General features: G+C 72.3%; 19 protein-coding genes, 1 tRNA gene and 1 pseudogene. 14 read left to right on the top strand and 7 right to left on the bottom strand.

All coding sequences use genetic code 11. The features are described from left to right. Positions 1 to 18: 18 nt before the first annotated feature. Positions 19 to 91: transfer RNA gene (locus ENC19_RS27350), tRNA-Ala, on the top strand. A 93-nt stretch (positions 92 to 184) separates the two neighbouring features. Here ENC19_RS27350 and ENC19_RS27355 read toward each other — a convergent pair. From ENC19_RS27355 to mgrA, 5 genes are all read right to left on the bottom strand, one after another. Beyond that, a complete protein-coding gene (locus ENC19_RS27355) occupies positions 185 to 4,114 on the bottom strand; it encodes a ThuA domain-containing protein (protein ID WP_164449940.1) in 3,930 nt (1,309 codons plus the stop codon). A gap of 229 nt (positions 4,115 to 4,343) precedes the next feature. After that, positions 4,344 to 4,742, bottom strand: coding sequence for a carboxypeptidase-like regulatory domain-containing protein (locus tag ENC19_RS27360; protein WP_164449941.1), 399 nt, complete (start codon positions 4,740 to 4,742; stop codon positions 4,344 to 4,346). A 111-nt stretch (positions 4,743 to 4,853) separates the two neighbouring features. Continuing rightward, positions 4,854 to 5,909 carry a trypsin-like serine peptidase gene (locus ENC19_RS27365; protein ID WP_164449942.1) on the bottom strand — a complete coding sequence of 352 codons (1,056 nt, stop codon included), beginning with the start codon at positions 5,907 to 5,909 and terminating at the stop codon, positions 4,854 to 4,856. A gap of 195 nt (positions 5,910 to 6,104) precedes the next feature. After that, positions 6,105 to 7,106 carry a 2-hydroxyacid dehydrogenase gene (locus ENC19_RS27370; RefSeq protein ID WP_164449943.1) on the bottom strand — a complete coding sequence of 334 codons (1,002 nt, stop codon included), beginning with the start codon at positions 7,104 to 7,106 and terminating at the stop codon, positions 6,105 to 6,107. Between the two features lie 61 nt (positions 7,107 to 7,167). Then, on the bottom strand, positions 7,168 to 8,163 hold the full coding sequence (gene mgrA / locus ENC19_RS27375) for an L-glyceraldehyde 3-phosphate reductase (RefSeq protein WP_164449944.1): 996 nt from the start codon (positions 8,161 to 8,163) through the stop codon (positions 7,168 to 7,170). A 71-nt stretch (positions 8,164 to 8,234) separates the two neighbouring features. Between mgrA and ENC19_RS27380 the strand changes: the two genes are divergently transcribed. From ENC19_RS27380 to ENC19_RS27395, 4 genes are all read left to right on the top strand, one after another. Next, a complete protein-coding gene (locus tag ENC19_RS27380) occupies positions 8,235 to 9,203 on the top strand; it encodes an aldo/keto reductase (protein ID WP_164449945.1) in 969 nt (322 codons plus the stop codon). A 58-nt stretch (positions 9,204 to 9,261) separates the two neighbouring features. Continuing rightward, positions 9,262 to 10,509, top strand: a complete 1,248-nt coding sequence (locus ENC19_RS27385) for a sensor histidine kinase (RefSeq protein ID WP_164449946.1) — start codon at positions 9,262 to 9,264, stop codon at positions 10,507 to 10,509. Next, entirely contained in the window at positions 10,506 to 11,156 is a 651-nt protein-coding gene (locus ENC19_RS27390; RefSeq protein WP_164449947.1) for a response regulator transcription factor, read from the top strand. The genes ENC19_RS27385 and ENC19_RS27390 overlap by 4 nt, the downstream gene beginning before the upstream one ends. 179 nt (positions 11,157 to 11,335) lie before the next feature. Then, positions 11,336 to 12,298, top strand: a complete 963-nt coding sequence (locus ENC19_RS27395; protein ID WP_328824396.1) for a hypothetical protein — start codon at positions 11,336 to 11,338, stop codon at positions 12,296 to 12,298. Positions 12,299 to 12,349: 51 nt separating this feature from the next. On the opposite strand, the gene ENC19_RS27400 is transcribed toward ENC19_RS27395, so the two are convergent. Then, a complete protein-coding gene (locus ENC19_RS27400; RefSeq protein WP_164449948.1) occupies positions 12,350 to 12,805 on the bottom strand; it encodes a GNAT family N-acetyltransferase in 456 nt (151 codons plus the stop codon). 74 nt (positions 12,806 to 12,879) lie between these two features. On the opposite strand from ENC19_RS27400, the gene ENC19_RS27405 reads away from it, so the two are divergent. From ENC19_RS27405 to ENC19_RS27420, 4 genes are all read left to right on the top strand, one after another. Further along, entirely contained in the window at positions 12,880 to 13,470 is a 591-nt protein-coding gene (locus tag ENC19_RS27405; protein ID WP_164449949.1) for a TetR/AcrR family transcriptional regulator, read from the top strand. 81 nt (positions 13,471 to 13,551) lie between these two features. Next, positions 13,552 to 14,997, top strand: coding sequence for a sigma 54-interacting transcriptional regulator (locus ENC19_RS27410; RefSeq protein WP_164449950.1), 1,446 nt, complete (start codon positions 13,552 to 13,554; stop codon positions 14,995 to 14,997). Between the two features lie 2 nt (positions 14,998 to 14,999). Next, positions 15,000 to 16,952 carry a vWA domain-containing protein gene (locus tag ENC19_RS27415; RefSeq protein ID WP_164449951.1) on the top strand — a complete coding sequence of 651 codons (1,953 nt, stop codon included), beginning with the start codon at positions 15,000 to 15,002 and terminating at the stop codon, positions 16,950 to 16,952. A gap of 10 nt (positions 16,953 to 16,962) precedes the next feature. Further along, a complete protein-coding gene (locus ENC19_RS27420; protein WP_164449952.1) occupies positions 16,963 to 17,430 on the top strand; it encodes a DinB family protein in 468 nt (155 codons plus the stop codon). Positions 17,431 to 17,557: 127 nt separating this feature from the next. Here ENC19_RS27420 and ENC19_RS27425 read toward each other — a convergent pair. Continuing rightward, positions 17,558 to 18,154: pseudogene (locus tag ENC19_RS27425) on the bottom strand (RICIN domain-containing protein); the annotation flags it as partial. 125 nt (positions 18,155 to 18,279) lie between these two features. Here ENC19_RS27425 and ENC19_RS27430 point away from each other — a divergent pair. The 5 genes from ENC19_RS27430 to ENC19_RS27450 all read left to right on the top strand — a co-directional run bounded on the left by ENC19_RS27430 (position 18,280) and on the right by ENC19_RS27450 (position 23,803). Continuing rightward, complete coding sequence (locus ENC19_RS27430; RefSeq protein WP_164449953.1) at positions 18,280 to 19,659, top strand: FAD-binding oxidoreductase; 1,380 nt, start codon at positions 18,280 to 18,282, stop codon at positions 19,657 to 19,659. Positions 19,660 to 19,681: 22 nt separating this feature from the next. Further along, positions 19,682 to 21,022 (top strand): class I SAM-dependent methyltransferase, encoded by a 1,341-nt coding sequence (locus ENC19_RS27435; RefSeq protein WP_164449954.1) that lies wholly within the window; start codon positions 19,682 to 19,684, stop codon positions 21,020 to 21,022. 103 nt (positions 21,023 to 21,125) lie between these two features. Beyond that, positions 21,126 to 21,683: a winged helix-turn-helix domain-containing protein gene (locus ENC19_RS27440; protein ID WP_164449955.1), complete on the top strand. Its 558-nt coding sequence runs from the start codon at positions 21,126 to 21,128 to the stop codon at positions 21,681 to 21,683. Continuing rightward, on the top strand, positions 21,676 to 22,533 hold the full coding sequence (locus ENC19_RS27445; protein WP_164449956.1) for an SRPBCC family protein: 858 nt from the start codon (positions 21,676 to 21,678) through the stop codon (positions 22,531 to 22,533). The genes ENC19_RS27440 and ENC19_RS27445 overlap by 8 nt, the downstream gene beginning before the upstream one ends. A gap of 127 nt (positions 22,534 to 22,660) precedes the next feature. Then, the gene (locus ENC19_RS27450; protein WP_164449957.1) at positions 22,661 to 23,803 is read left to right on the top strand and encodes a hypothetical protein; all 1,143 of its coding nucleotides are present in this window, start codon (positions 22,661 to 22,663) and stop codon (positions 23,801 to 23,803) included.

A 23,803-nucleotide genomic window follows, 5' to 3' on the forward strand; every position in this document is an offset into this window, starting at 1 on the left:
GACCGGGTGCGACGACAAGGGGCCGTGGCGCAGCTGGTAGCGCACCACACTGGCAGTGTGGGGGTCAGGGGTTCGAGTCCCCTCGGCTCCACCGACCGCACCACTGTGCGAACCGGTGGTTGTTCGACGTGAATGCCCCCGTCCGGGTTGGACGGGGGCATCGCCACGTCGGTGGTGGTGCGATTCAGCTGGCGTACGCCTCCAGTTCCCAGAGCGAGTGACCCCACGCGGTGCCCCGGGCGGTGCCGTAGATCCGCAGGTAGCGGCCATTGGCACCGAGTGCGGTGTGCTCGTCCACCCCGCCATCGGCCCCGGTCACCGTCTTCACGTCGACCCAGGTGGTGCCATCGTTGGAGGTCTGGATGCGGTACGAACTGCTGTACGCCGCCTCCCAGCTCAGCTTGACCCGGCCGATGGCGGTCGGACTGCCGAGATCGACCCGGATCCACTGCGGGTCGGCGAACGCCGACGACCAGCGGGTGGTGAGGCTGCCGTCCACCGCCTGGGCGCCGGACATGCCGGCTCCCTCGCTGCTGGACGTCAGCGTCGGCTTGTTCAACAGCAGGTTGGTGCCCGGCGGCGGCCCGCTGGTGCCGCCGTACACCTCGAACTCGAACAGGGAGTAGCCCCAGCCGGTGCCCCGGGTGGTGCCGGTGAGCCGGACGTACCGGCCGGAGCCGGTCAGGCCGGTGAGGTCGTCCACGCCACCGTCGCCGCCGGTCACGGTGCGGATGGTGGTGAAGTTGACCCCGTCCGGCGAGGTCTGGATCTGGTACCCGCTGCCGTACGCCGCCTCCCAGGTCAGCTTGACCCGGTTGATGTTGTACGTGGCACCGAGGTCCACGTCGATCCACTGCGGGTCGCTGAACGCGCTGGCCCACCTGGTGCCGAGAGCGCCGTCGAACGCGTTGGCGGCGACGAAGGCGTCCTGCACGCTGGAGGCGCGGGCCGGCTTGCTCCGGGCCAGGTTGGTGCCCGGGTCCGGGCCGGGTCCGGGGCCGCCGCCGGGGCCGGTCGAGAGGGTGAACTCGTCGATGTCGAAGTACGGTCCGGTGCCCTTGAAGACCAGGAACAGGGTGCGGGTACCGGTCGGGGCGGTGATCCCGCCGGTGACCGTGGCGAAGGTGGCGTACCCGCCGGTCGGTACCACCGTCGCCTGGCCGACAAGCGGTCCGGTGGGGGAGTCGACCCGCAGTTCGAGGGTGCCACCGCCGCCCGCCGGGGCACCGACCCGGGCGCTGAACGACTGGATGCCGGTGAGGTTGTACGGGTGGAACGAGATCCAGTCGTTGTTGTCGACGTACCCGATCGCCGCGCCGCCGTTCGCGCTGCCCGGCGTGACGACCTGGATGCCGGACGAGTCGCCGAAGTGCTCGGCCTGACGCACCCGGGGCTGGAGCACGGCCTGGGTGTGCGTGGTGAGCGGTGGCTGACCGGCGCCACCGAGGTCGGTGTACTCGGCGTCGATGATGCCGAAGATGTTCGCCGCGGTGTCGTGCTCGCCGTCAACCGAGGTCTGGATGACCCCGGAGCAGCCCTGCACGCTGCTGATCTGGTGGCCGTGTGAGTCGTGACCGAGGACGTAGTTCACCTTCACCCGGGCGCAGTCGATCGGGCCGTCCTGCGTGTCGGTGACCGTGACGCTGAACGGTACGGCATCGCCGAAGGTGAAGGTGGAGCCGTTCAGCGGCGTGTTCACGGTGACCACCGGGGCGCTGTTGCCGACCGTGATGACGGTGCTCGCGGTACCGACCTTGCCGGTGCTGTCCCGGACGGTCAGGGTCGGTCTGAAGGTGCCGTTCGCGGTGTAGGTGAACGTCGGGGTCGTCGCGGTCGAGTCGGTGGTGCCGTTGTTGTCGAAGTCCCAGGCGTAGGTGAACGGGTCGCCGTCCGGGTCGAGCGTGCCGGCCGACGAGAACCGCACGGTCAGCGGTGCGACGCCGCTGGTCGGGGTGGCCGAGACCACCGCGCGTGGGGCTCTGCCCTCGCGGGCGTACTCGATCCGGTAGAGGGCCGAGTTGGCGTCGCCGTTGAACCAGCCCGTGCCGTAGTCGAGCACGTAGAGCGCGCCGTCCGGGCCGAACTCCATGTCCATGACCTGGGTGCCGGTCCACGGGAACGGGTTGATCTTCAGCGGCTGGCCGGCCGGGTCGAGCTTGATGTTCTTGATCCAGCGGCGGCCGAATTCGCCGGCGAAGTACGTCCCGTCGTAGTACTCCGGAAAGGCCACGTCCGAGGTGCTGTCCGGGTCGAACCGGTACACCGGGCCGCCCATCGGGGACAGACCGCCACCGGTGAACTCCGGCGGGGACCCGGAACCGCCGTACGGCAGCCAGGCCGGGATGGCCGGCGGCAGCTGAGTGAGACCGGTGTTGTTGGGCGAGTTGTTCACCGGCCCGTTGGCGCAGTCGAACTTCGGGCCGGACGGACCGGACGGGAAGGTGTAGTCGTTGAACGCGTCGTTGCGGGCGGTGCAGTACGGCCAGCCGTAGAAGCCGGGCCGGTCGATCCGGGCGAACTCCACGTTGCCCGCCGGGCCCCGGTTGGGGTCGGCGGTGCCCGCGTCCGGACCGTAGTCGCCCAGGTAGACGACGCCGGTCTCCTTGTCCACGCTCATCCGGAACGGGTTGCGGAAGCCCATCGCGTAGATCTCCGGGCGGGTCCGCGCGGTGCCCGGCGCGAACATGTTCCCGGCCGGGATGGTGTACCCGCCAGCTGCGCTCGGCCTGATCCGCAGCACCTTGCCGCGCAGGTCGTTGGTGTTGCCCGCGGTGCGCTGGGCGTCGAAGGCCGGGTTGCGGCCGGCCCGCTCGTCGATCGGGGTGAAGCCGCTCGACTCGAACGGGTTGGTGTCGTCACCGGTGGACAGGTACAGGTTGCCGGCCGCGTCGAAGTCCATGTCGCCGCCGACGTGGCAGCACATGCCACGACTGGTCGGCACGTCCAGGATCAGTGTCTCGCTGGCCAGGTTGATGGTGTTGTCCGCGTTGGCGGTGAACCGGGACAGCCGGTTGACGCCGTTCCACCGGGCGAAGTCCGCCGGCGTACCGGTGGTCGGCGCCCCGCCGCCGGGGGTGTCCAGCGGTGGCGCGTAGAACACGTACACCCAGCGGTTGGTGGCGAAGTTCGGGTCGGCCTTGATGCCCTGCAGGCCTTCCTCGTCGCCGGTGTAGACCGGCACCGTGGCGGCGACCTTCGTGTTGCCGGCCGCGTCGGTGTGCCGGATGACGCCGTTGCGGGAGGTGTGGAACACGCCCCGGTCCGGCAGCACGGTGAGGCTCATCGGCTCGCCCGTCTCGGCCGCGCCCTTCGCCAGCTCGACCTGCTGGAAGTTGCTGGTCACGGTAGCGCCGCAGTCGGCCTCGGCCGCGCCGGCCGCGCTCATGATGCCGCCGAGCAGGTGGGCACGGAAGTTGGGCTCGGCGTACGACTCGTCGGTGTGCCCGAGGCCGGTGTACCAGGCCCGGCCGCCGGAGTAGTTGTGGCACCAGGAGATCGGGTGGTCGTACCCGTTGCCACCGCCGCTGTAGGTGCTCTCGTCCAGGGTGGCCAGCACGTGCACGCTGCCCCGGGGGTTGGTGCGGTAGTTGTACCACTCGTCCAACCGGTTCCAGCGCTGCGGCAGCGCTGCGGTGGACGGGTGCACCTGGTCGGCGACCTTGATGGTCGCGGTCTGGTTGGCCGGGTGCGAGGCGAAGTACGCCCCGACGAGCCCGCCGTACCAGGGCCACTCGTACTCGGTGTCGGCGGCGGCGTGCACTCCCACGTATCCGCCACCGCCCTGGATGTACCGCTCGAACGCGGCCTGCTGGCTGGCGTTGAGTACGTCACCGGTGGTGGACAGCCAGATCACCGCGGCGAAGCGGTCCAGGTTGGCGTCGGTGAACTGGGCTCCGTCCTCGGTGGTCTCGACGGTGAACCCGTTCGCCGCGCCGAGCTGTTGGATGGCGGCGATGCCGGGGACGATGGATCCGTGCCGGAATCCGGCGGTCTTGCTGAAGACCAGCACGGTGAACGGTGCGGCACTGGCCGCAGGGGGCGCGACGACGATGCCGCCCGCCACGAGGATCGCGCTCACTACGGCGCCGAGCCACGATCGCAGAGATCTGCGCACGGTGGGTCCTTTCGAGGACGGCGTGCGCCGATCACGCCTGGTGGGGGTGAAGGTGGTGTGCCGAGCATGCTCGTGGCCCGCTCAACGCGCCGTCGCCGGTGCGAGCTTGAGGCATGTACATACATCGTTGCGGTTGTGTCACGGGCGCGTCAAGCACTCCAGCGCTATTCGTGAGAGCGTTATCTCGGCAGGTCAGGGATGACTGGCGAATCCCGCCTGAGGGCTCGCATCAGGGGAGGGTGAAGTCCAGCCGGGTGACCTGGTCGGCGGTAACGGTCGCGGTCTGCGGGGCGCTGTTCCGTTCGCCGGTGCTCACGACAATTTCGTACCGGCCCGGCGGGAGCCGCCACTCGTAGCGGCCGGCGTCTCCGGTCAGGACGCCGATCTCGGGAATCGCCGGCGCGGGCTCGTCGAGGGCGGTGACCTGCACGGGCGCTTGGCGTACAGGTTCGCCAGCCGGGGTGGTGACGGTGCCGGTCACGGTTCCGGCCGGGCTGGTGCTGCCCGGCGGCGGTGGCGGCCCGTCGTCGGAGACCGGGTCGTCGCCGCCGAAGACCAGCAGACTCGCCCCGATCAGCAACGGCGCGGCGATCAGGAGAGCGAGCACCCCGAGACGCGTCCTGCTCATGACTGCCCCCTCACGTGTGATGACGGACAGTAGCTGGGACGTGTTCGGAATGCCGTCGGTTCCGTGCGGGTGGGCGGCAGGACGCACACCCACCCGCACGGGTGACTCGGGTCAGCTGTCACGCCAGGTGATCAGGTTGTTGAAGACGCTCTCGGTGATCCGGGTGCCGTGGTTGTTCGTGGAGTGGGGCGAGGAACCGTGCAGGCCGTACGCGTGGATCGCCATCACGCACTGCCCGACGCACCAGGAACTACCGGCGGCCCGGGTCTGGTAGACCGGGCTGCCGCTCTGGCAACCGAAGGTGTCGTTCTGGTAGAACACCTGCCGGGTGTGGGTGGCCGTGACGGTCTGCCCGGCGTGCCGCCACTGCTGGCCGAAGGTCTTGTCGCACGGGTAACCGCTGACGGTGGTCGCGGTGCCGGTGAGCGAGGCGCTCTGCCACCACATGCCGAACCAGCCGGTGCTGTTGCCGGCGGCGCAGCTCAGCCGGATGGCTCCGTAGTCGTACGTCTCGTCGCCGTTCTGGGTCCAGCCGTTGACCGACAGCAGTTGGGTGGCGGTGCAGGTGCCGTACGGCGTGGACGTCCCGTTGCGGCCCGGGATGATCTGGAAGTCTCCGCGCGGGTAGAAGTTGTTGCCACCGCCGCCGTTCTGGCCGCCACCCGGGTGCACGCAGTGCCCGGCGGTGGCGATGATGCTCGGACCGTAGAGCCAGCCGGTGCAGCCCCAGGTGGTGCCGTTGGTGGTGCGGACGATCTGGACGATGGCGCTGGACGGGAAGACGGTGGTCGGGTCGACCCGGACCCGGTTGTCGGTGCCGATGACGCTCTGGATGCCGATCGAGTCGCCGTCGGACGCGACCGGGCGAGCGCCGACGTCGAAGCGGCTGCCGCCCGGCCCGGCCTTGCCGGTGCCGACCGATGCGGAGGTGCCGGAACCCCGTACGCCGTCGAGGCCACGCTGCGCCGCGGGCAGCGCGGCGGCGGCGGGTACGGCGCCCGAGTCGGCGACCGCGCCGTGCGCCTCGGTGCGCGCGGCGGTGGTCGGAGCCTCGGCGGTCGGCGCGGCGGTGGCCGGCGCGGCGGCGAGCGCCGCCGCCAGGACGGTGGTGATCCCGATCGCGAGGATGATCCCCGGTCGGGTTCTGCTGGTCGGTACGGACGTCACGAGAGCCCTCCTCATCGAAGCTGGACGCTTCCGATGGGCAAGCTATATCGACCAGTTTGATCCACTCTCGTGTGTGTCTGTCCATCGACAGCTCAACGGTTAGTTTCGGACAGATCACTCAACGTGTCGGCGCGTCGCCACGCCGATCACGGCATCTCGGCGACCGGAAGTGCGAGGTTCGCGCGTGGGATGGGGTCAGCAGACCCGGGCCGGGGCGGGGACGGCGTCGGGGCCGTCGTTCTGCACGGTGGTCAGGTTGGTGAGGGTGGTCTCGGCGATGTTGTGCAGGCCGTCCTCGGTGAAGAACGCCTGATGGCCGGTGATCAGCACGTTGGGGAAGGTGGTGAGTCGGGCGAAGTCGTCGTCGCCGAGGACCCGTTCGGAGCGGTCCTCGAAGAACAGCTCGCTCTCCTCCTCGTACACGTCGAGGCCGAGGTAGCCGATCCGGCCGCTCTTGAGCCCGTCGATCACGGCCCGGGTGTCCACCAGCGCCCCCCGGCCGGTGTTGATGAGCATGACGCCCTCGCGGAGCAGGGCGATCCGGTCGGCGTCGATCAGGTGCCGGGTGTCCGGGGTGAGCGGGCAGTGCAGGGTGACGATGTGCGATTCGGTGAGCAACCGCTCCAGCGGGACGTACTCCACCCCGGCGGCGACGGCCGCCTCGTTCGGGTACGGGTCGCTGGCCAGCACCCGGCAACCGAAACCCGCCATGATCTGGGCGACGCAGACGCCGATCCGCCCGGTGCCGACGATGCCGACCGTACGGCCGTGCAGGTCGAAGCCGAGCAGGCCGGCGAGGGCGAAGTTGTGTTCGCGTACCCGGTTGTAGGCGCGGTGGATCTTACGATTCAGCGAGAGGATCAGGCCGGCGGTGTGCTCGGCCACCGCGTGCGGTGAGTACTCCGGCACCCGCACCACGGTCAGCCCCAGTTTGCGGGCGGCGACCACGTCGACGTTGTTGAAGCCGGCCGAGCGCAACGCCACCACCCGGACGCCGACGTCGGCGAGCTGGCCGAGCGCCTCGGCACAGAGGTCGTCGTTGACGAAGGCACAGACCGCGTCCGACCCCTCGGCCAGCCGGGCGGTCTGCGCGGTGAGCCGAGGTTCCAGGAAGGTCAACTCGTGACCGGCTGCGGCGTTCGCCTCGCTGAGGAACGTCCGGTCGTACGGCTTGGTGCTGAACACCGTCACTCGCATGGCCCACCTCCACCCTTCACGCTAGAGCCGGACACCGACCGGGGGCAGGGTCCTCGGCCCGTCAGCTCAACTGGGCGTCGATGTCGGCCAGCTCCTCGGCGGTCAGGTCGAGATTGTCCACGGCCGCGATGTTCGCCTCCAACTGGGAAACGCTGCTGGCGCCGATGATGAGACTGGTCATCCGGGGGTCGCGCAGCGCCCAGGCGAGCGCGAGCTGGGCGAGGGACTGGCCCCGGCGCTCGGCGATGGCGGCCAGTCCACGGATGGTGGCCAGCCGCTGCTCACTCACGTCGCTCTCGTTGAGGAAGACGCTGGTGCGCACCCGGGAGTCGGTCGGGATGCCGTCGAGGTAGCGGTCGGTGAGCAGTCCCTGGGCCAGCGGACTGTAGGCGATGCAGCCGGCGCCGACCCGCTCCAGCGTGTCGAGCAGCCCGTCCTGCTCGGTCCACCGGTTGAACATCGAGTACGCCGGCTGATTGATCAGCAACGGCGTGCCCAGGTCGCGCAGGATCGCCGCGGCCCGCTCGGTCTGCTCGGAGGTGTAGTTGGAGATGCCGACGTAGAGGGCCTTGCCGGAGCGGACGGCGGCGTCGAGAGCGCCCATCGTCTCCTCCAGCGGCGTGTCCGGGTCGTACCGGTGGCTGTAGAAGATGTCGACGTAGTCCAGGCCGAGCCGGCGCAGCGACTGGTCGAGCGAGGCGATCAGGTTCTTGCGGGAACCCCACTCGCCGTACGGGCCCGGCCACATCAGGTAGCCGGCCTTGCTGGAGATGACCAGCTCGTCGCGGTACGGCCCGAGGTCGCCGGCGAGCAGCCGGCCGAAGTTCTCCTCGGCGGAGCCGGGCGGTGGACCGTAGTTGTTGGCCAGGTCGAAGTGGGTGACGCCGAGATCGAAGGCGCGTCGGACGATGTCCCGCTGGCGCTCGAACGGGCGGTCCGGCCCGAAGTTGTGCCACAGGCCGAGCGAGATCGCGGGCAACCGAAGCCCACTGGCTCCGCTGCGCCGGTAGGTCATCTGGTCGTAGCGCGCATCCGCGGCGAGGTAAGTCACGATCATGACCATATCCCGAGGTACGGTCGCTGGCCTGAGCTGCGGCCGTGGTGCGCCGCGACGGGTAGCGTCGAGGTATGCGTTACGTGCGGCTCGACACTGCGAAGCCTCTGTCCAGGATCGGTCTCGGTACGTGGCAGTTCGGTTCGCGGGAGTGGGGATACGGCCCCGACTACGAACGGCTGGCGGCGACCATCGTCCGGCGCGCCGTCGAGCTGGGCGTGACCCTCTTCGACACCGCCGAGATCTACGGATTCGGTCGCAGTGAACGGCTCCTCGGCGCGGCACTGGCCGCCGACCGGGACAAGGTGGCCATCGCCACCAAGATCCTGCCGGTGCTGCCGGTCGCGTCGGTGGTGCAGCAGCGGGCGGTGGCGTCGGCGGCCCGGCTCGGTGTCACCGCCATCGATCTCTACCAGGTTCACCAGCCCAATCCGGTGGTCAGCGACCACCGGACCATGCGCGGGATGCGCGTGTTGCAGGACGTCGGCCTGGTCGCCGAGGTCGGGGTGAGCAACTACAGCCTGCGCCGCTGGCAGGTGGCGGAGGCGGCACTGGGCCGGCGGGTGCTCAGCAACCAGGTCCGCTACAGCATGCTGGACCGCAAGCCGGAGGAGGATCTGCTCCGGTACGCCGAACAGGCCGGTCGGCTGGTCATCGCGTACAGCCCGCTGGCGCAGGGCTTCCTGTCCGGGCGGTACGACGCGAACCATCCGCCGGTCGGCGCGATCCGTCGGGCCAACCCGTACTTCCTGCCGGAGAACCTGGCACGCGGCGGCGCGTTGATCGAGACGCTGCGGCAGGTGGCCGCCGCGCACGACGCGACGCCGAGCCAGATCGCCCTGGCGTACGTGCTGCGTCACCCGAACGTGGTGGCCATCCCCGGTGCGTCGAGTGTGGAGCAGTTGGAACGCAACGCCGCCGCCGCGGAGATCGACCTGACCGACGACGAGTACGCGGCGCTCGTCAACGCGGCCCGGGCGTTCCGCCCGGTCACCGGGCTCGCGGCCGTACCGAAGCTGATCAGGTCCCGCATGCGCGGCTGAGCGCTGTCGTACCCCAGGTCGCGGTGACCGGCCGGCGGGGCATCGGCATCATGGGGCGATGGAATGTCCCGCGCCGCTGCGTCCGTTGGTCGCCGGCTCCACCTGGCGGCGCGGCGTGTTCCTGCTGCTCGGTGGGGTTCTCGCGCTGCCGTACGCGTTGCTCGGGGTGGCTTTCGCGCAGATGTTCACCACCCCCGGGCCGCCCCGGCTGCTGGTCCTGGTGCTGCTGGTGCCGGCGGCCACCATCGCCGTCGTACCGATCTTCCTCGGCGGTAGCCGGGCACTGGAGATCGCCGCGGTCCGTGGGCTGCTCGGGGTCGACGTGCCCGAGCCCATGCCCGGTCACCGGCTCGACCGGGAGACCCGGCTGCGCGCCGCGCTCTGGATCGGACTGCACCTGACCAGCGGCGCGCTGGTGGTGGCCGCGCTGTTCAGCGCGGTGCCGATGGCCCTGGCCTTCATCGCCGCCCAGGCGGGCGTGGACGTCGGGATCACCGGTGCCGAGCGGTTCGGGCCGTTCGACGGCCGGGACGGCGGCTGGTTGACCCTCGTCGGGGTGCTCGTGCTGGTCGCGCTCGGCTACGCCGTGGCCGGGCTCGGTGCGCTGGCCGCGTCGATGGCCCCGGCGCTGCTGGGACCGGCGTCGGCCGAGCGGATCGCGGCGCTGGAGGCCCGGGCCGCGCGGCTGGCCGAACGCAACCGGCTGGCTCGGGAACTGCACGACTCGGTCGGCCACGCGCTCACCGTCGCCACCCTCCAGGCCGGTGCCGCTCGCGAGGTGCTCGACGGCGACCCGGAGTTCGTCCGCCGGGCGCTGGCCGCCATCGAGGAGACCGGTCGGCGGGCGATGGACGATCTCGACCACGTGCTCGGGCTGCTCCGGGAGACCGGCGAACCATCGGTCGCCGCTCCCCAGCGGACCCTGTCCGACCTGGACGAACTGATCGCCGACACCCGGTCGGCCGGCACGTCGGTGCGCAGCCGCAGTCGCGGCTCGCTGGACACCCTGCCGGCGGTGGTCTCGCGGGAGGGCTATCGGATCGTGCAGGAGGGGTTGACCAACGCCGCCCGGCACGGCCACGGGCCGGTGACCGTACGGGTGGACGTGTCGCCGGACGGTCTGGAGATCGAGTTGATCAACGCGGTGGCCCGGTCGGCGTCCGGCGGTGCGGCGGCGCCGGGCGGTGGGCGGGGGCTGATCGGGATGCGGGAGCGGGTGCTGTTGCTGGGCGGCCGGGTCACCGCCGGAGTGGACGGAGAAGTGTGGCGGGTTCGGGTGCGACTGCCGATCGGGGCGGACGGATGAGCGTGGACGTGCTGATCGTCGACGACGACGAACTGGTCCGGATCGGGCTGCGGACCATCCTCGACGCCCAGCCGGACCTGCGGGTCGTCGCCGAGGCCGCGGACGGGTCGGAGGTGCCCCCGCTGGTCGCCCGGCACCGCCCGCAGGTGGTGCTGATGGACGTGCGAATGCCCGGGATCGACGGCATCCAGGCCACCCGACACCTGCTGGCCACCTCCGCCGAGCCGCCCCGGGTACTGGTCATCACCACCTTCGCCAACGACGAGTACGTCTACGACGCGCTGCGCGCCGGCGCCAGCGGGTTCCTGCTCAAGCGGGCCCGGCCGGCCGAGGTGGTGGCGGCGGTACGGGTGGTGGCGCGCGGCGAGTCGCTGCTCTTCCCGGCCGCGATCCGCCGGCTGGTCGGGGCGTACGGGCGGCGGAACGCCGACGGGCTGCGGGCGGCCCGGCTCACCGAACGGGAGGCGGAGGTGCTGCGGCTGATGGCTGTCGGACTGTCCAACCCGGAGATCGCCACCCGACTCGTGGTGGGTGTGGAGACGGTGAAGACGCACGTCGGCAACGTGCTGACGAAGCTCGGGGTGCGTGACCGCACCCAGGCGGTGATAGCCGCGTACGAGTCGGGGTTCGTCACGCCGGCCGGTTGAGGTGTCCCCCGGGAGGGGGAGACGATTCCCCTCCACCCGGGAGGGCAGGGCGGGCGCCCCGGCCGAGGCTGGGGTCATGACGAACGTAGCCCTCCGAACACCGCGAGACGACCGGTCCTGCCGGCCTGCTCGCCCCACTCGTCGCCGGTTGGCTCGGACTGTGGGGCCTGCTCGCCCTGGTGGCGGCCGGCACCGGCACCGGCTACCCGTTCGGCGCCGACGACCCGCAGCGGGACTCGACCCTGCTCCGGCTGCTCCCCGCGGAGGCCGGGCCGCCGTTCTTCGCCGGGATGTTGCTCACCGCCGCCGCACTGGTCCTGGTCAGCCGCAGGACCACGCCGAGCGGCCCGCTGCGGGTGCTGCTGCTCGGCTACGGCTGGGCCGTCGCGTTCCTGCTGGCCGTGGTGGTGCCCGGCGTGCAGGTACTGGCCCTGCTCGGGTACGCGCCGATGCTGCTGATCGGCTGGCCGTTCGGCTGGCCGCCGGTGGACTACGCCGACGTGTTCACCTGGCCGCTGGCCGCTCGCGTCGCCGCGATGTGCGGTGGTGTGCTGTTGAGTGGGGTGCTGCTGGGGTGGCAGCGGCGTACCGCCGGTCGCTGTGTGGCGTGTGGCCGCGACGGCACCGACCGGGGGTGGGCCACCCCGGCGGCCGCCGCCCGCTGGGGCCGGTGGGCCGTCTGGGTGGCGGCGGTGATCCCCGTCGGGTACGCGTTGACCCGGTTCGCCTGGCTGGCCGGCATCCCGCTCGGCCTCTCCGCTGACGACCTCGCCGAGTTGCGCGACAGCGGCGCCGTCTGGGCGGGGGCCGGGCTGGGTGCCTTCGCCACCGTCGGCTCGGTGCTGACCCTGGGTCTGGTGCAGCGTTGGGGTGAGCGGTTCCCGCGCTGGATGGTGGGGCTGGCCGGGCGGCGGGTGCCGGTGCGGCTGGCCGTGGTCCCGGCGACGGCGGTCGCGGTCCTGGCCACCGCGGCCGGTCTGAACGCGCTGAGCCTGCCCGAGTTCTGGGAGCCCGGCCGAGGGCTCAGCGCGGCGGGTCTCCCGCTGATGTTCTTCCCGCTCTGGGGGCTCGCGCTCGGCGCCGCGACGTACGCGTACCACCTGCGTCGTCGGGGCGGCTGCGGTCGCTGCCACCAGGGGTGACCGCCGGGCCTGGTCCGTCGTCCGGCACGGGGCGGGCGGCGGACCGGGCTGTCACGGCAGGTCGCGGGCGTAGCAGACGGAGAGTGGCTCGCCCCGGTACGGCCCGAAGTTGTCGATGCGCCGGTAGCCCTCCCGTTCGTAGAAGCGCATCGCGTCGGGCTGGGCGGTGCCGGTCTCCAGCAGCAGGGTGCGTACCCCGGCGTCGCGGGCGGCCTGTTCGAGGGCGCGCAGGACGGCGGTCGCGACGCCGGTGCCCCGGGCCGGCGGGCTGACGTACATCCGTTTGATCTCGGCGGAACCGGCGGCGAGGAAGCGCAGGCCGCCGCAGCCGACGGCGGTGCCGTCCGGGTCGCGGGCGATCAGGAAGACGCTCACCGTCTCGGCCGTGGGTTCCTCGCCTGGCTCGTGGTCGTCGCAGCCGTAGCGGGCGTCGAGTTCGGCCCGTTGGGCGGCGCGGAGCCGGGTGGCGTCGGTCGAGTCCCAGGGTTCGCGATCGATGGTGAGCACCTGCCAGCCTTTCCGTAACGGTCGTTACCGTAACGTACGCTACGGTACGAGTCGTCGACCGGGAAGGGGTACGGATGGCCAGACGGCGTGATCTCGCCGACCAGCGGCGACGCCTGTCGGCGGCCACCTGGTCGGTGCTGGCCGAACGCGGCCTGCCCGGGCTGACCCTGCGCGCCGTCGCCGAGCGGGCCGGCTGCACCACCGGAATGGTGCTGCACACCTTCGCCGACAAGCAGGCCCTGCTCGTGCACGCCCGTGAGCTGCTGCACCGGCGTACCGGCCTGCGTGCCGACGCCGCCCAGGCCACGGCCGCCGACCCCGTGGCGGCGCTGCGAGCCGTGCTGCTCCAGGCGGCCTCGCCCACCGAGGAGAAGCGGGAGGAGGCCCGGGTCTGGGTCGGCTTCCTCGCCGCCGCGCTTGCCGATCCGGTCCTGGCCGACCTGCACCGCGACTACAACCGGCGCTTCGTCGCCCGGGTCCGGGAACTGGTCCACGCCGCCCGGCCCGACCTGGAGCCGGCCGAGGCGGCCGACACCGCCACCAGCCTGGTGGCCCTCGTCGAAGGGCTCAACGCCCTCGCCTGTGTCGACCCGGAGACCTACGGCGAGCGGACCCAACAGATCGCCCTCGACGCCGCGCTGGCCCGCCTCAGGGTCGAGCCCTGAACGTGCGGCAGCGTCACGCGCGACCCACAATTCATGATCGAGCTGGGCTGACGGGTATAGGTGCGCGCTAGCGTGGGCGGGGTGAGTGAGTCTTCGTCTGTTCCGCCGCTCCTCCCGGGCGACCTGCCCGCCACGCTCGGCGCGCTGCGCGCCGCCGGGCACCGCCACCGCACCGTCAAACAGGAACTCCGCGACAACCTGCGGGCCCGGATGCGTGACGGCGCGCCGCGGTTCGCCGGCATCGTCGGGTACGACGACACCGTGCTGCCGGAGGTGGAGCGGGCGTTGCTCGCCGGGCACGACATGGTGCTGCTCGGCGAGCGGGGCCAGGGCAAGACCCGGCTGATCCGGTCGCTGGTGACGCTGCTGGACGAGTGGACGCCGGTGATCGCCGGCTCGGTGCTCAACGAGCACCCGCTGCACCCGGTCACCCCGGCGTCTCGGGCGCTGGTCGCCGAGGCCGGCGACGACCTGCCGGTCGGCTGGCTGCACCGCTCGATGCGGTACGGGGAGAAGCTGGCCACCCCGGACACCAGCGTGGGTGACCTGATCGGCGACGTGGACCCGGTCCGGCTGGCCCAGGGGCGTACGCTCGGCGACCCCGAGACGATCCACTTCGGGCTGGTGCCGCGCACCAACCGGGGCATCTTCGCGGTCAACGAGCTGCCCGACCTGGCCGAGCGGATCCAGGTGGCGCTGCTCAACGTGCTGGAGGAGCGGGACATCCAGGTACGCGGCTACCAGCTGCGGCTGCCGCTGGACCTGCTGCTGGTGGCCAGCGCCAACCCGGAGGACTACACCAACCGGGGTCGGATCATCACCCCGCTCAAGGACCGCTTCGGCGCGGAGATCCGCACCCACTACCCGACCGACCTGGAGCTGGAACTGTCCCTGATCTGGCAGGAGGCCGACCTGGTCGCCGAGGTGCCGGAACACGTGCTGGAGGTGCTGGCCCGGTTCGCCCGGGCGGTACGCGAGTCGCCGTCGGTGGACCCGCGTTCCGGCGTCTCCGCCCGGTTCGCCATCGCCGCCGCGGAGACCGTCGCCGCCGCCGCGCTGCGCCGGGCGTGCCTGCTCGGCGCCGACTCGGAACTGCCGTCGGCGGAGGCGGTGGCGCGGGTGGGTGACGCGGTGTCGGTGACGTCGACGCTGCGCGGCAAGGTCGAGTTCGAGAGCGGCGAGGAGGGCCGGGAGATCGAACTGCTCGGCCACCTGCTGCGGACCGCCACCGCCGAGACGTTCCGGGCCCGACTGGCCGGGCTGGACCTGTCCGGCTTCACCGCGCTGGTCGAGGACGGGCAGGCGGTCGAGACCGGCGAGCTGGTGTCGGCGGCCGAGCTGCTGCGTCAGGTGGGCACGGTGCCGGGGCTGGCCAAAGTGCTCGACCGGCTCGGCATCGGCGACGCGCCGAGCACCGGGCAGGCCGCCGCGGCCGTCGAGTTCGTGCTCGAAGGGCTGCATCTGAGCCGCCGGCTGGGCAAGGACGTCACCGACGCCGGGCGGACCCGCTACGGCGGCCGGGACTAGCGATGGCCGGCAACCGGTTCCGGTACGGGCAGTGGCGCGGCGGCCCCGATCCGCTCGCGCCGCCGTACGACGTGCAGGGCGCGGTCGACCAGGTCGGCGCGGAGGTGCTGGCCGGCGGCAGCCTCCGCGACGCGCTGCGGGACCTGCTGCGCCGGGGCCCGCAGGGGCGTGGTGGGCTGGACGGGCTGACCGCCCGCGCCCGCCGGCTGCGCCGCGAGGCGCTGCGCCGTGGCGAACTCGACGGTGCGGTGACCCGGGCGCGGGCGCTGCTCGACCAGGCACTTGCCGCCGAGCGGGACGAGCTGGCCCGGCGCGACGACGAGGCGGCCCGGTTCGCCGAGACGATGCTGGGGAACCTGCCCCGTTCGACCGCACAGGCGGTGCGGGACCTGTCCGACTACCGGTGGGCCAGCGACGAGGCTCGGCACACCTACCAGCGGATCCTCGACGGGCTGCGCGACGATGTGCTCGGCCAGCGCTTCGCCGGGCTGCGCGACTCGGCGCGGCTGGCGGGCGACCCGGCGGTGCAGGAGCAGGTCGCCGAGATGGTGCGGGACCTCAACGCCCTGCTGGCCCGACACGCCCGTGCCGAGGACACCACCGACGCGTTCGCCGAGTTCATGCGCCGGCACGGCGACTTCTTCCCGGAACGTCCCCGCGACGTCGACGAGCTGATCGACATCCTGGCGCGACGGTCGGCGGCCGGGCAGCGGCTGATGAACTCGCTGTCGCAGCGGCAGCGGGAGGAACTCGCCGGGCTGATGCGCGAGTCCCTCGGCGACCGGCTCGCCGGCGAGCTGGCCGCGCTTGAGGGGAATCTGCGCGCGCTGCGGCCCGACCTGCGCTGGGGTCGGGGCGAGCGGATGCAGGGCAGTCAGCCGCTGGGCTACGGCGAGGCGACCGGGGCGCTCGACGAGATCGCCGAGCTGGACGACCTGCTCGACCAGTTGGGTCAGGCGCACCCCGGGGCGACCCTTGACGACATCGACGTCGACGCGGTGGCCCGGACGCTGGGCCGCGACGCGGCCGACGACGTACGCCGGCTGCGGGAGCTGGAGCGGGAGCTGCGCAGGCAGGGTTGGGTGACCCGCGACGCCGACGGTCTGACCCTGAGCCCGAAGGCGCTGCGTCGCCTCGGCGGCACCGCGCTGCGGCAGGTCTTCGCCGAGCTGACCGCCGGCCCGCGCGGCCAGCACGATCTGCGCTCGGCCGGGGCGGCCGGCGAGGTGACCGGGGCGTCGCGGCCCTGGGAGTACGGCGACGAGCAGCCGCTGGACGTGGTGCGGACGTTGACCAGGGCGGTCCGCCGGGCCGGCCCCGGGGTGCCGGTGCAACTGGCCGTCGAGGACTTCGAGGTCGTCGAGACCGAGCGGCGGGCGTCGGCTGCGGTGGCGCTCTGCGTCGACCTGTCGTACTCGATGATCTCCCAGGGGCGGTGGGGGCCGATGAAGCAGACCGGGCTGGCCCTGGCGCACCTGATGGCCACCCGGTTTCCGCAGGACGCGTTGCAGATCATCGGGTTCGGCCGGCGGGCGGAGACGCTCACCCAGCAGGAACTGGCCGCCGTCGAGCCGGACATGATGCAGGGGACCAATCTGCAGCACGCGTTGCGGCTGGCCGGTCGGCATCTGCGGCGTCATCCGGACGCGGAGCCGGTGGTGCTGGTGGTCACCGACGGGGAACCGACCGCCTACCTGGACCCGGAGGACGGTGAGGCGCTGTTCGCCTGGCCGTCGTCGCCGGAGACGATCGAGGCGACGGTGCGTGAGGTGGACCGGCTCGGCCGCTACGGAGCCACCCTGAACCTGTTCATGCTGGGCGACGATCCCGGGCTGCGCCGCTTCGTCGACGCGGTGGCCCGCCGCAGCGGCGGCCGGGTGTTCACCCCCGACACCGACGACCTCGGCGAGTACGTGGTCAGCGACTACCTGCGGGCCCGCCGGGGCCGCCGCTAGGCTCGGCCGGGTGGAGGTCGACGGGCTGCGACGGGCGTACGACGCGGTGCTGGCCGAGGTCGACGCGGGCGGGTTCGGGCCGCCCCCGCCGGAGCGGTACAGCGCCGAGCAGGTCGTGGCGCACCTGATCGCCAGCGACGGGTTGATGCGCGAGGCCACCGAGGCGGTGCTGGCCGGCTCGCCGTACGCCTTCTACGATCTGGACGAGGTCCACCGGCCGGAACTGGACGAACTGGTTGCCGAGTGCGGTGGCCTCGACGGGCTCGCCGCCCGGCTGCGGGCCACCAGCGAGGGGCTGGTCGCGCTGGTGGCCCGGCTAGGCGCGGCGGCGGACACCCCGGTCGAGACGCACCTGCGTGAGGGGTTCGAACTCGTCGTCGACGAGCCGCTGCCCTGGGGCCGCACGATCGACCTGCACGCCCGCGTGCACCTGCCCCGGCACCTGAACGAACTACGGGCGCTGCGCGGCCGGTCCTGACCACGCCGCCTGGTGGTTGGGGGCGGCTACTGGAGCGTCCAGCGTTGAGCCGGGTTGCCGTCGCAGGGGCCTGGACGATGTCGGTGCCGGCTGCGGCGCCGCCGTCGCGGGCCTGGGCGCACTTGCCGCTGTGCACGGCCACCAGGACGGTCGCCCCGCCGTCGACCGGTTGCAGCCGCCACTGCTGGTTGCCCTCGCCGTGGCAGCCGAACTGCTGCAACCGGGCGCCGTCGTCGCCGCTGCCGCCCTCGACGTCGAGGCACTGGTTGTGGGCGGCGTTGGTCAGCGTCACCGTGTCCGGGCCGAAGGCGTTGACCACCCACTGCTGCTCCGGCCCGCCGCTGCACTCGGTCAGCTTGGCGGCGGCCTTCTCACCGTCACCGTCGAGGCCGAGGCAGAGACCGGAACCGACGCCACGGAGCACCCTCGGCCCGACGATCGCGTCCGGATCCTGGCCGGGGCTCGGTGTGGGGGACGGTTCGGACGTCGTCGGGCTGGGTTCCGGTTCGCTCCCGGTCGGGCTGGGCCGCGCCGTGATCGGACCGGGGGCGGCCGCCGTCGGTGCCGGCGCCGGCTCGCCGCCGCCGAGCACGCCGGTGGCGAACAGCACCCCCACCAGTACGCCGACCAGCCCCACCCCGAGTGCCGTGACGAGCAGTGGATCGCGGGGTGGTCCGGTGCGGCGGGTGCCGTAGACGCTGCCCGACCCGTCGGTGTGCGACATGCCGGCATCCTGTCCCACGGCCCGGGCCACCGGCCAGCCACCCCCGCCACCCGACCCGGAATCGAGCGAGAAACGCCTCCGATGGACATCCCGCCAGGCGGGCGCGTGGCGCGTAAAGTGATCCCATGCACGCCGTGCGTGATCATGACCTGGCGGTGGCCCAGCTGCGACGGTCGTACGCGGCGGTGCCACCCGGCCAGCCGGTGCGGTTGGCCAAGCGCACCTCCAACCTGTTCCGTCCGCGCAGCGCCCCCGCCTCCGGCCTGGACGTCAGCGGGCTCGGCGGGGTGCTGGGCGTCGACCCGGTCGCCCGCACCGCTGACGTGCAGGGCATGTGCACCTACGAACGGCTGGTCGCCGCGACCCTGCCGCACGGCCTGATGCCGCTTGTGGTGCCGCAGCTGCGCACCATCACCCTCGGCGGGGCGGTGACCGGGCTGGGCATCGAGTCGACCTCGTTCCGCAACGGGCTGCCGCACGAGTCGGTGACCGAACTGGACGTGCTCACCGGCGCCGGTGAGGTGGTCACCGCCCGGCCCGACGGCCCGCACGCCGACCTGTACGCGGCCTTCCCCAACTCGCTCGGCAGTCTCGGGTACGCGACCCGGCTGCGGATCGAGCTGCAACCGGTCCGCCGGCACATGGCCCTGCGCAACCTGCGGTTCACCAACCTGACCGCGCTGACCGAGGCGATCGGCGAGATCACCGCGACCCGCCGCTGGGCCGGCGAGAGCGTCGACGCGATGGACGGGGTGATGTTCGACCCCGGTGAGGCGTACCTGGTGCTGGGCAGCTTCACCGACGACGTGCCGGGCGTCTCCGACTACACCGGCCAGGAGATCTACTACCGCTCGCTGCGCCAGCGCCCGCACGACGCGCTGACCGTCCACGACTACCTGTGGCGCTGGGACACCGACTGGTTCTGGTGTTCGGCGGCCTTCGGCGCGCAGCATCCGGTGGTGCGGCGGTTGTGGCCGGCGCGGTGGCGACGCAGCGACGTCTATCACCGCATCGTCCGGCTGGAGCACCGGCACCGGGTCGCGGCCCGGATCGACAGGTGGCGCGGCCAGCCGGCCCGGGAGCGGGTCGTGCAGGACGTGGAGATCCCACTGGAGCGCACCGCCGAGTTCCTGCACTGGTTTGCCGCGAACGTCGGGATGACGCCGGTGTGGTTGTGCCCGCTGCGGCTGCGCGAGCCGGCCGGCCCGGGATCGGCCCGGTCCTGGCCGCTGTATCCGCTCCGGCCGGGGCAGGACTACGTCAACATCGGGTTCTGGGGGAGCGTGCCGATCGCGGCGGGCGCCGCCGACGGCGACGTCAACCGGGAGATCGAGCGCGCGGTGTCGGAGGCGGGCGGGCACAAGTCGCTCTACTCCGACGCGTACTACGACCGGGATTCGTTCGACCGGCTCTACGGCGGCGGGACCTGGCGCGCCGTGCGGGACCGGTACGACCCGGAGCATCGGCTGACCGGACTGTACGAAAAGGCAGTAGCACGAGCATGAGCGAGCGAAGCGGAGTGCCGGCATGAGTCTCACCGACCGAAGCCAGGGAGCGGCAGGCGCTCCCGCCACGCCGCCCCCGGGGGGCCGACGGCGTGGGCTGACCGTGGCGGACATCGTCCGGGCGGTCACCTCGGGCCCCCTGCCGGTACGCGTCACCGCGTACGACGGCAGCGCACTCGGCCCGGCCGACGCCGGGATCACCCTGTCGATCCGCTCCGAGCGAGGGTTGTCATACCTGCTCACCGCACCGGGTGACCTGGGCATGGCGCGTGCCTACGTCAGCGGCGACCTCGCCATCGAGGGAGTCCACCCGGGCGACCCGTACGACGCGTTGCGGGTGCTCGCCGGGGTGCGGATGCGGCCACCGGCGCTGGCCGACGGGGTGACTCTGGTGCGCGAGCTGGGCTGGGAGCGGCTGCTGCCACCGCCCGCTCCGCCGCAGGAGGCCAGGCCCCGCTGGAAGCGGGTCGTGGACGGCCTGCGGCACTCGCGGATCCGCGACAGCAGCGCCATCTCGCACCACTACGACGTGTCGAACGCCTTCTACGAGAAGGTGCTCGGCCCGTCGATGACCTACACCTGCGCGGTGTACCGCAGCCCCGACGACACCCTGGAGCAGGCGCAGGCGAACAAGTACGACCTGGTCGCCGGCAAGCTCGCGCTGCGGCCGGGCATGCGGTTGCTGGATGTGGGCTGCGGCTGGGGCGGCATGGTCCGGCACGCGGCCCGCGAGTACGGCGTCAAGGCGCTCGGCGTCACGCTGTCGCGGGCGCAGGCGCAGTGGGCGCAGGCGGCGATCGAGCGGGAGGGGTTGACCGGCTTGGCGCAGGTGCGGCACCTGGACTACCGCGACGCACCGCGCGAACAGTTCGACGCGGTCTCCTCGATCGGCCTGACCGAGCACATCGGAGTCCGCAACTATCCGGCCTACTTCGGGTTCCTGCGGGACCGGCTGCGCCCGGGGGCCCGGCTGCTCAACCACTGCATCACCCGGGCTGACAACCGGGCACCGCACCGGTCCGGCGCGTTCATCGACCGGTACGTCTTCCCGGACGGCGAGCTGGCCGGCCCGGGGCGGGTGATCAGTGAGATCCACGATGCCGGGCTGGAGGTGCACCACGAGGAGAACCTGCGCCAGCACTACGCGCTGACCCTGGCCGCCTGGTGCCGCAACCTGGTGGAGCACTGGGACTTCTGTGTCGCCGAGGTGGGCGCTGGCACGGCCCGGGTGTGGGGGCTCTACATGGCCGGCTCACGGCTGGCGTTCGAGCGCAACGGCATCCAGTTGCACCAGGTGGTGGCGACGCGCAACGGCCCGGACGCGCTTAACGGCTATCCGCTGCGCCCGGACTGGCTGCCCTGACCGCCGCGCCGCGCTACTGAGCGAGGCCGCGCCGGAAGCTGCCGGCGCGGCCTTTCTCGGCACCATTGACAAGGAAGTTTTTTACGTACAAACTGATTTTGCCATGAGAGATGTCCTGTACCTGGAGCAGATCGAGCAGGCCGAGGTGCTGCTGAAACCGCAGCGCGTCGAGATCCTGCGGCAGCTGGCCGAGCCACGTACCTGCACCGAGGTGGCCGCCCGGCTGGAGCAGACGCCACAGCGCGTCTACTACCACGTCAAGCAACTCGTCGCGGCCGGGCTGGTCGAGCAGGTCGACAAGCGCAAGGTCCGCGGCATCACCGAGGGCATCTACCAGGCCGCCGCCCGGTCCTACTGGCTCTCGCCGCGTCTGGTCGGCCGGATCGGGCTGCGCCGTGCCCGCGACGAGCTGAGCCTGGGCTACCTGCTGGACCTGATGGAGGAGGTCCAGGCCGACGTCGCCGCCCTGGACCGCACCGCCCCGGAGCTGCCGTCCATCGGCGTCTCCGGCGAGATCCGGGTGCCGGCCGAACGCCGGCAGGAATTCCTGCACGACCTGCAGTCCGCGCTGCAGGAGTTGTTCACGCGCTACGGCGGCGCCGAGGGAGACGCCTTCAAGCTCGCCGTGGCCTGCTACCCGAAGGGGACCGACCGTGACTGAACCGATGACCTTCGCCGTCCGCCTCGGCGCACCGATCGCGCGGGTGCGCCGAGCCCTGACCGACCCCGCCGAACTGCGCGTCTGGCTGGCCGAGCACGCCGAGGTCGAGCTCCCCGAGCGGTACGAGTTCTGGGGCCGCTACACGCCCGAGGGCGACGCTCCACATCAGCGGGTGCTGCACGCCGACGACGACCGGCTGCGCTTGGCCTGGCTGCTCGACGGGGTGGAGACCACCACCGAGATCACGCTGAGCGCGGAGGGATCGGACGCCACCGTGCTGCGGCTGTCGCAGACCCACTTCGACTTCAACGACGTGGTCAACGGCACCAGCATCCGGGGCGTCCTGCAGACCTTCTGGGCGCTCTCGGTAGCCAACCTGGAGTGCCACCTGGCCGGCCAGCCGCTGCTGCCAAAGGTGGACTTCACCAGCACCGACTTCCGTGGCGAGCTGGTCATCGCCGCGCCCGCCGACAAGGTGTGGGAGTCCCTGACCGACTCCGAGCAGGCCAGCGCCTGGTTCGGCTACCCGATCGGGATCGAGCCCTGGGTCGGCGGTCGGTACGCCATGGGCGGCTTCGACAGCGGCTTCGCCGCGAAGGTGGTCGACCTGGAGCCCGGCCGGAAGATGTCCGTCGACTGGGGAGCCCCCGGCGTCACCAGCTGGGAGCTGACCGAGTCCGAGGGGAAGACCAGGCTGACCTTCGTGCAGAGCGGCTTCGACGAGCAGAACCCGCCGTACGCCGCCTGGGCCGGGTCGGTATCCGGGCTGGCCGAGCTGCGCCGCTTCCACGAGGTGCCCGGCTGGCAGCCGATCTGGCTGCCCGAGGAGACCTCGGCTACGGCCGGCTGAGCCGTACCGGCGCGGGCGGCCACCGGACACCCCCGGTGACCGCCCGCACCCGGCGACGCATCAACCGGCGCGCGACGGGGTGGTGGCGGCGGGCCGGAGTTCGCGGACGCGGCTATCGTGGCCTGTCGTGACGGGTACCGAGCAGCGACTGGCCGCGATCCGGGGTGACGCACCGCCGAAACGGCACAACGCCCGGACGATCGCGGCGTTGACCGGCAACCCCGGCTGCACCCGGCGGGCCGTCCTCGACGGCGCCGGGGTGGACAAACCGGCGCTGGCCGAGCGGATCGGCTTTCCCGCCCGGTTCGGGCAGTCCCGGTTCGCCATCACCCGGGGCAACACCTTCGAGGCTCAGGTGAAGGCCGACGGCGGTGCCGAACTACTGCGACTGGTCGCGGAGCGGCTGGGCGTACCGGTGCCGGCGGCAGCCCACTGGACGGATCTCGGCGGCGGCGACGACCTGGCCGACCGGGCCCGCCGCTCGGCGACCCTGCTCACCGAGGCGCTGCCGCCCACCGGATCTCACTCCGACGAGCCGGCCGGTGCCGGAGAACCGTCGCCCGTCGGCGAGCCGGCGGCGCTGTTCGACCATCCGATGCTCGGCCTGGCGGTCGCCGGGCAGCGGGTGCATCTGGAACCGGACCTGGTGGCCGCCCGGCTGGGCGGCCGGTTCCACGTGGTCGAGATCAAGTCGTTTCCGGTGATCGACGGCCAGGCCGACCCGGCGAAGCTGGCCGCCGCGGCGGTGCAGTCCGCCGTCTACGTGCTGGCGCTGCGGGAGCTGCTCACCGCCCGGGGTCACGACCCGCACCTGGTGTCGCACGAGGTGGTGCTGGTCTGCCCCCGGGACTTCAGCAACGCGCCGGTCGCGCATCTGCTCGACGTCCGCCGGCAACTGCTGGTGGTCCGCCGGCAACTGGACCGGATGGACCGGCTCGACACGCTGCTGGTCGACGTACCGGCCGACTTCACCGCCGATCCGGCCGCTGATCCGGCGATCCTGGCCGCTTCGCTGACCCGGGTGCCGGCCCGGTACGCCCCCGACTGCCTGGCCAGTTGCGAGCTGGCGTACTTCTGCCGGCACGAGGCGCGGGGGCAGACCGGCGCGCTCGGTCGCCCGGTCCGCGAGGCGCTGGGCGGGATCGCCGACGTCGACGAGGTGCTGGCACTCGCCGGTGGGGAAACCGTCACCGACCCCGAGCGGGCGGAGGCCGCAGCGCTGCTGCGGACCGCGGCCCGCCTGCGCGCCGACGCCCTCGCCACCGCATGA

Origin of the sequence: Verrucosispora sioxanthis, assembly GCF_010560025.1 — a bacterium.
Taxonomy (GTDB): domain Bacteria; phylum Actinomycetota; class Actinomycetes; order Mycobacteriales; family Micromonosporaceae; genus Micromonospora; species Micromonospora palythoicola.

Coding starts and splice junctions, on each gene's coding strand:
- ENC19_RS27360 (WP_164449941.1), bottom strand. CDS start 4,742: ATGAGCAGGACGCGTCTCGGGGTGCTCGCTCTCCTGATCGCCGCGCCG.
- ENC19_RS27370 (WP_164449943.1), bottom strand. CDS start 7,106: ATGCGAGTGACGGTGTTCAGCACCAAGCCGTACGACCGGACGTTCCTC.
- mgrA (WP_164449944.1), bottom strand. CDS start 8,163: ATGATCGTGACTTACCTCGCCGCGGATGCGCGCTACGACCAGATGACC.
- ENC19_RS27380 (WP_164449945.1), top strand. CDS start 8,235: ATGCGTTACGTGCGGCTCGACACTGCGAAGCCTCTGTCCAGGATCGGT.
- ENC19_RS27385 (WP_164449946.1), top strand. CDS start 9,262: ATGGAATGTCCCGCGCCGCTGCGTCCGTTGGTCGCCGGCTCCACCTGG.
- ENC19_RS27390 (WP_164449947.1), top strand. CDS start 10,506: ATGAGCGTGGACGTGCTGATCGTCGACGACGACGAACTGGTCCGGATC.
- ENC19_RS27405 (WP_164449949.1), top strand. CDS start 12,880: ATGGCCAGACGGCGTGATCTCGCCGACCAGCGGCGACGCCTGTCGGCG.
- ENC19_RS27415 (WP_164449951.1), top strand. CDS start 15,000: ATGGCCGGCAACCGGTTCCGGTACGGGCAGTGGCGCGGCGGCCCCGAT.
- ENC19_RS27430 (WP_164449953.1), top strand. CDS start 18,280: ATGCACGCCGTGCGTGATCATGACCTGGCGGTGGCCCAGCTGCGACGG.
- ENC19_RS27435 (WP_164449954.1), top strand. CDS start 19,682: ATGAGTCTCACCGACCGAAGCCAGGGAGCGGCAGGCGCTCCCGCCACG.
- ENC19_RS27440 (WP_164449955.1), top strand. CDS start 21,126: ATGAGAGATGTCCTGTACCTGGAGCAGATCGAGCAGGCCGAGGTGCTG.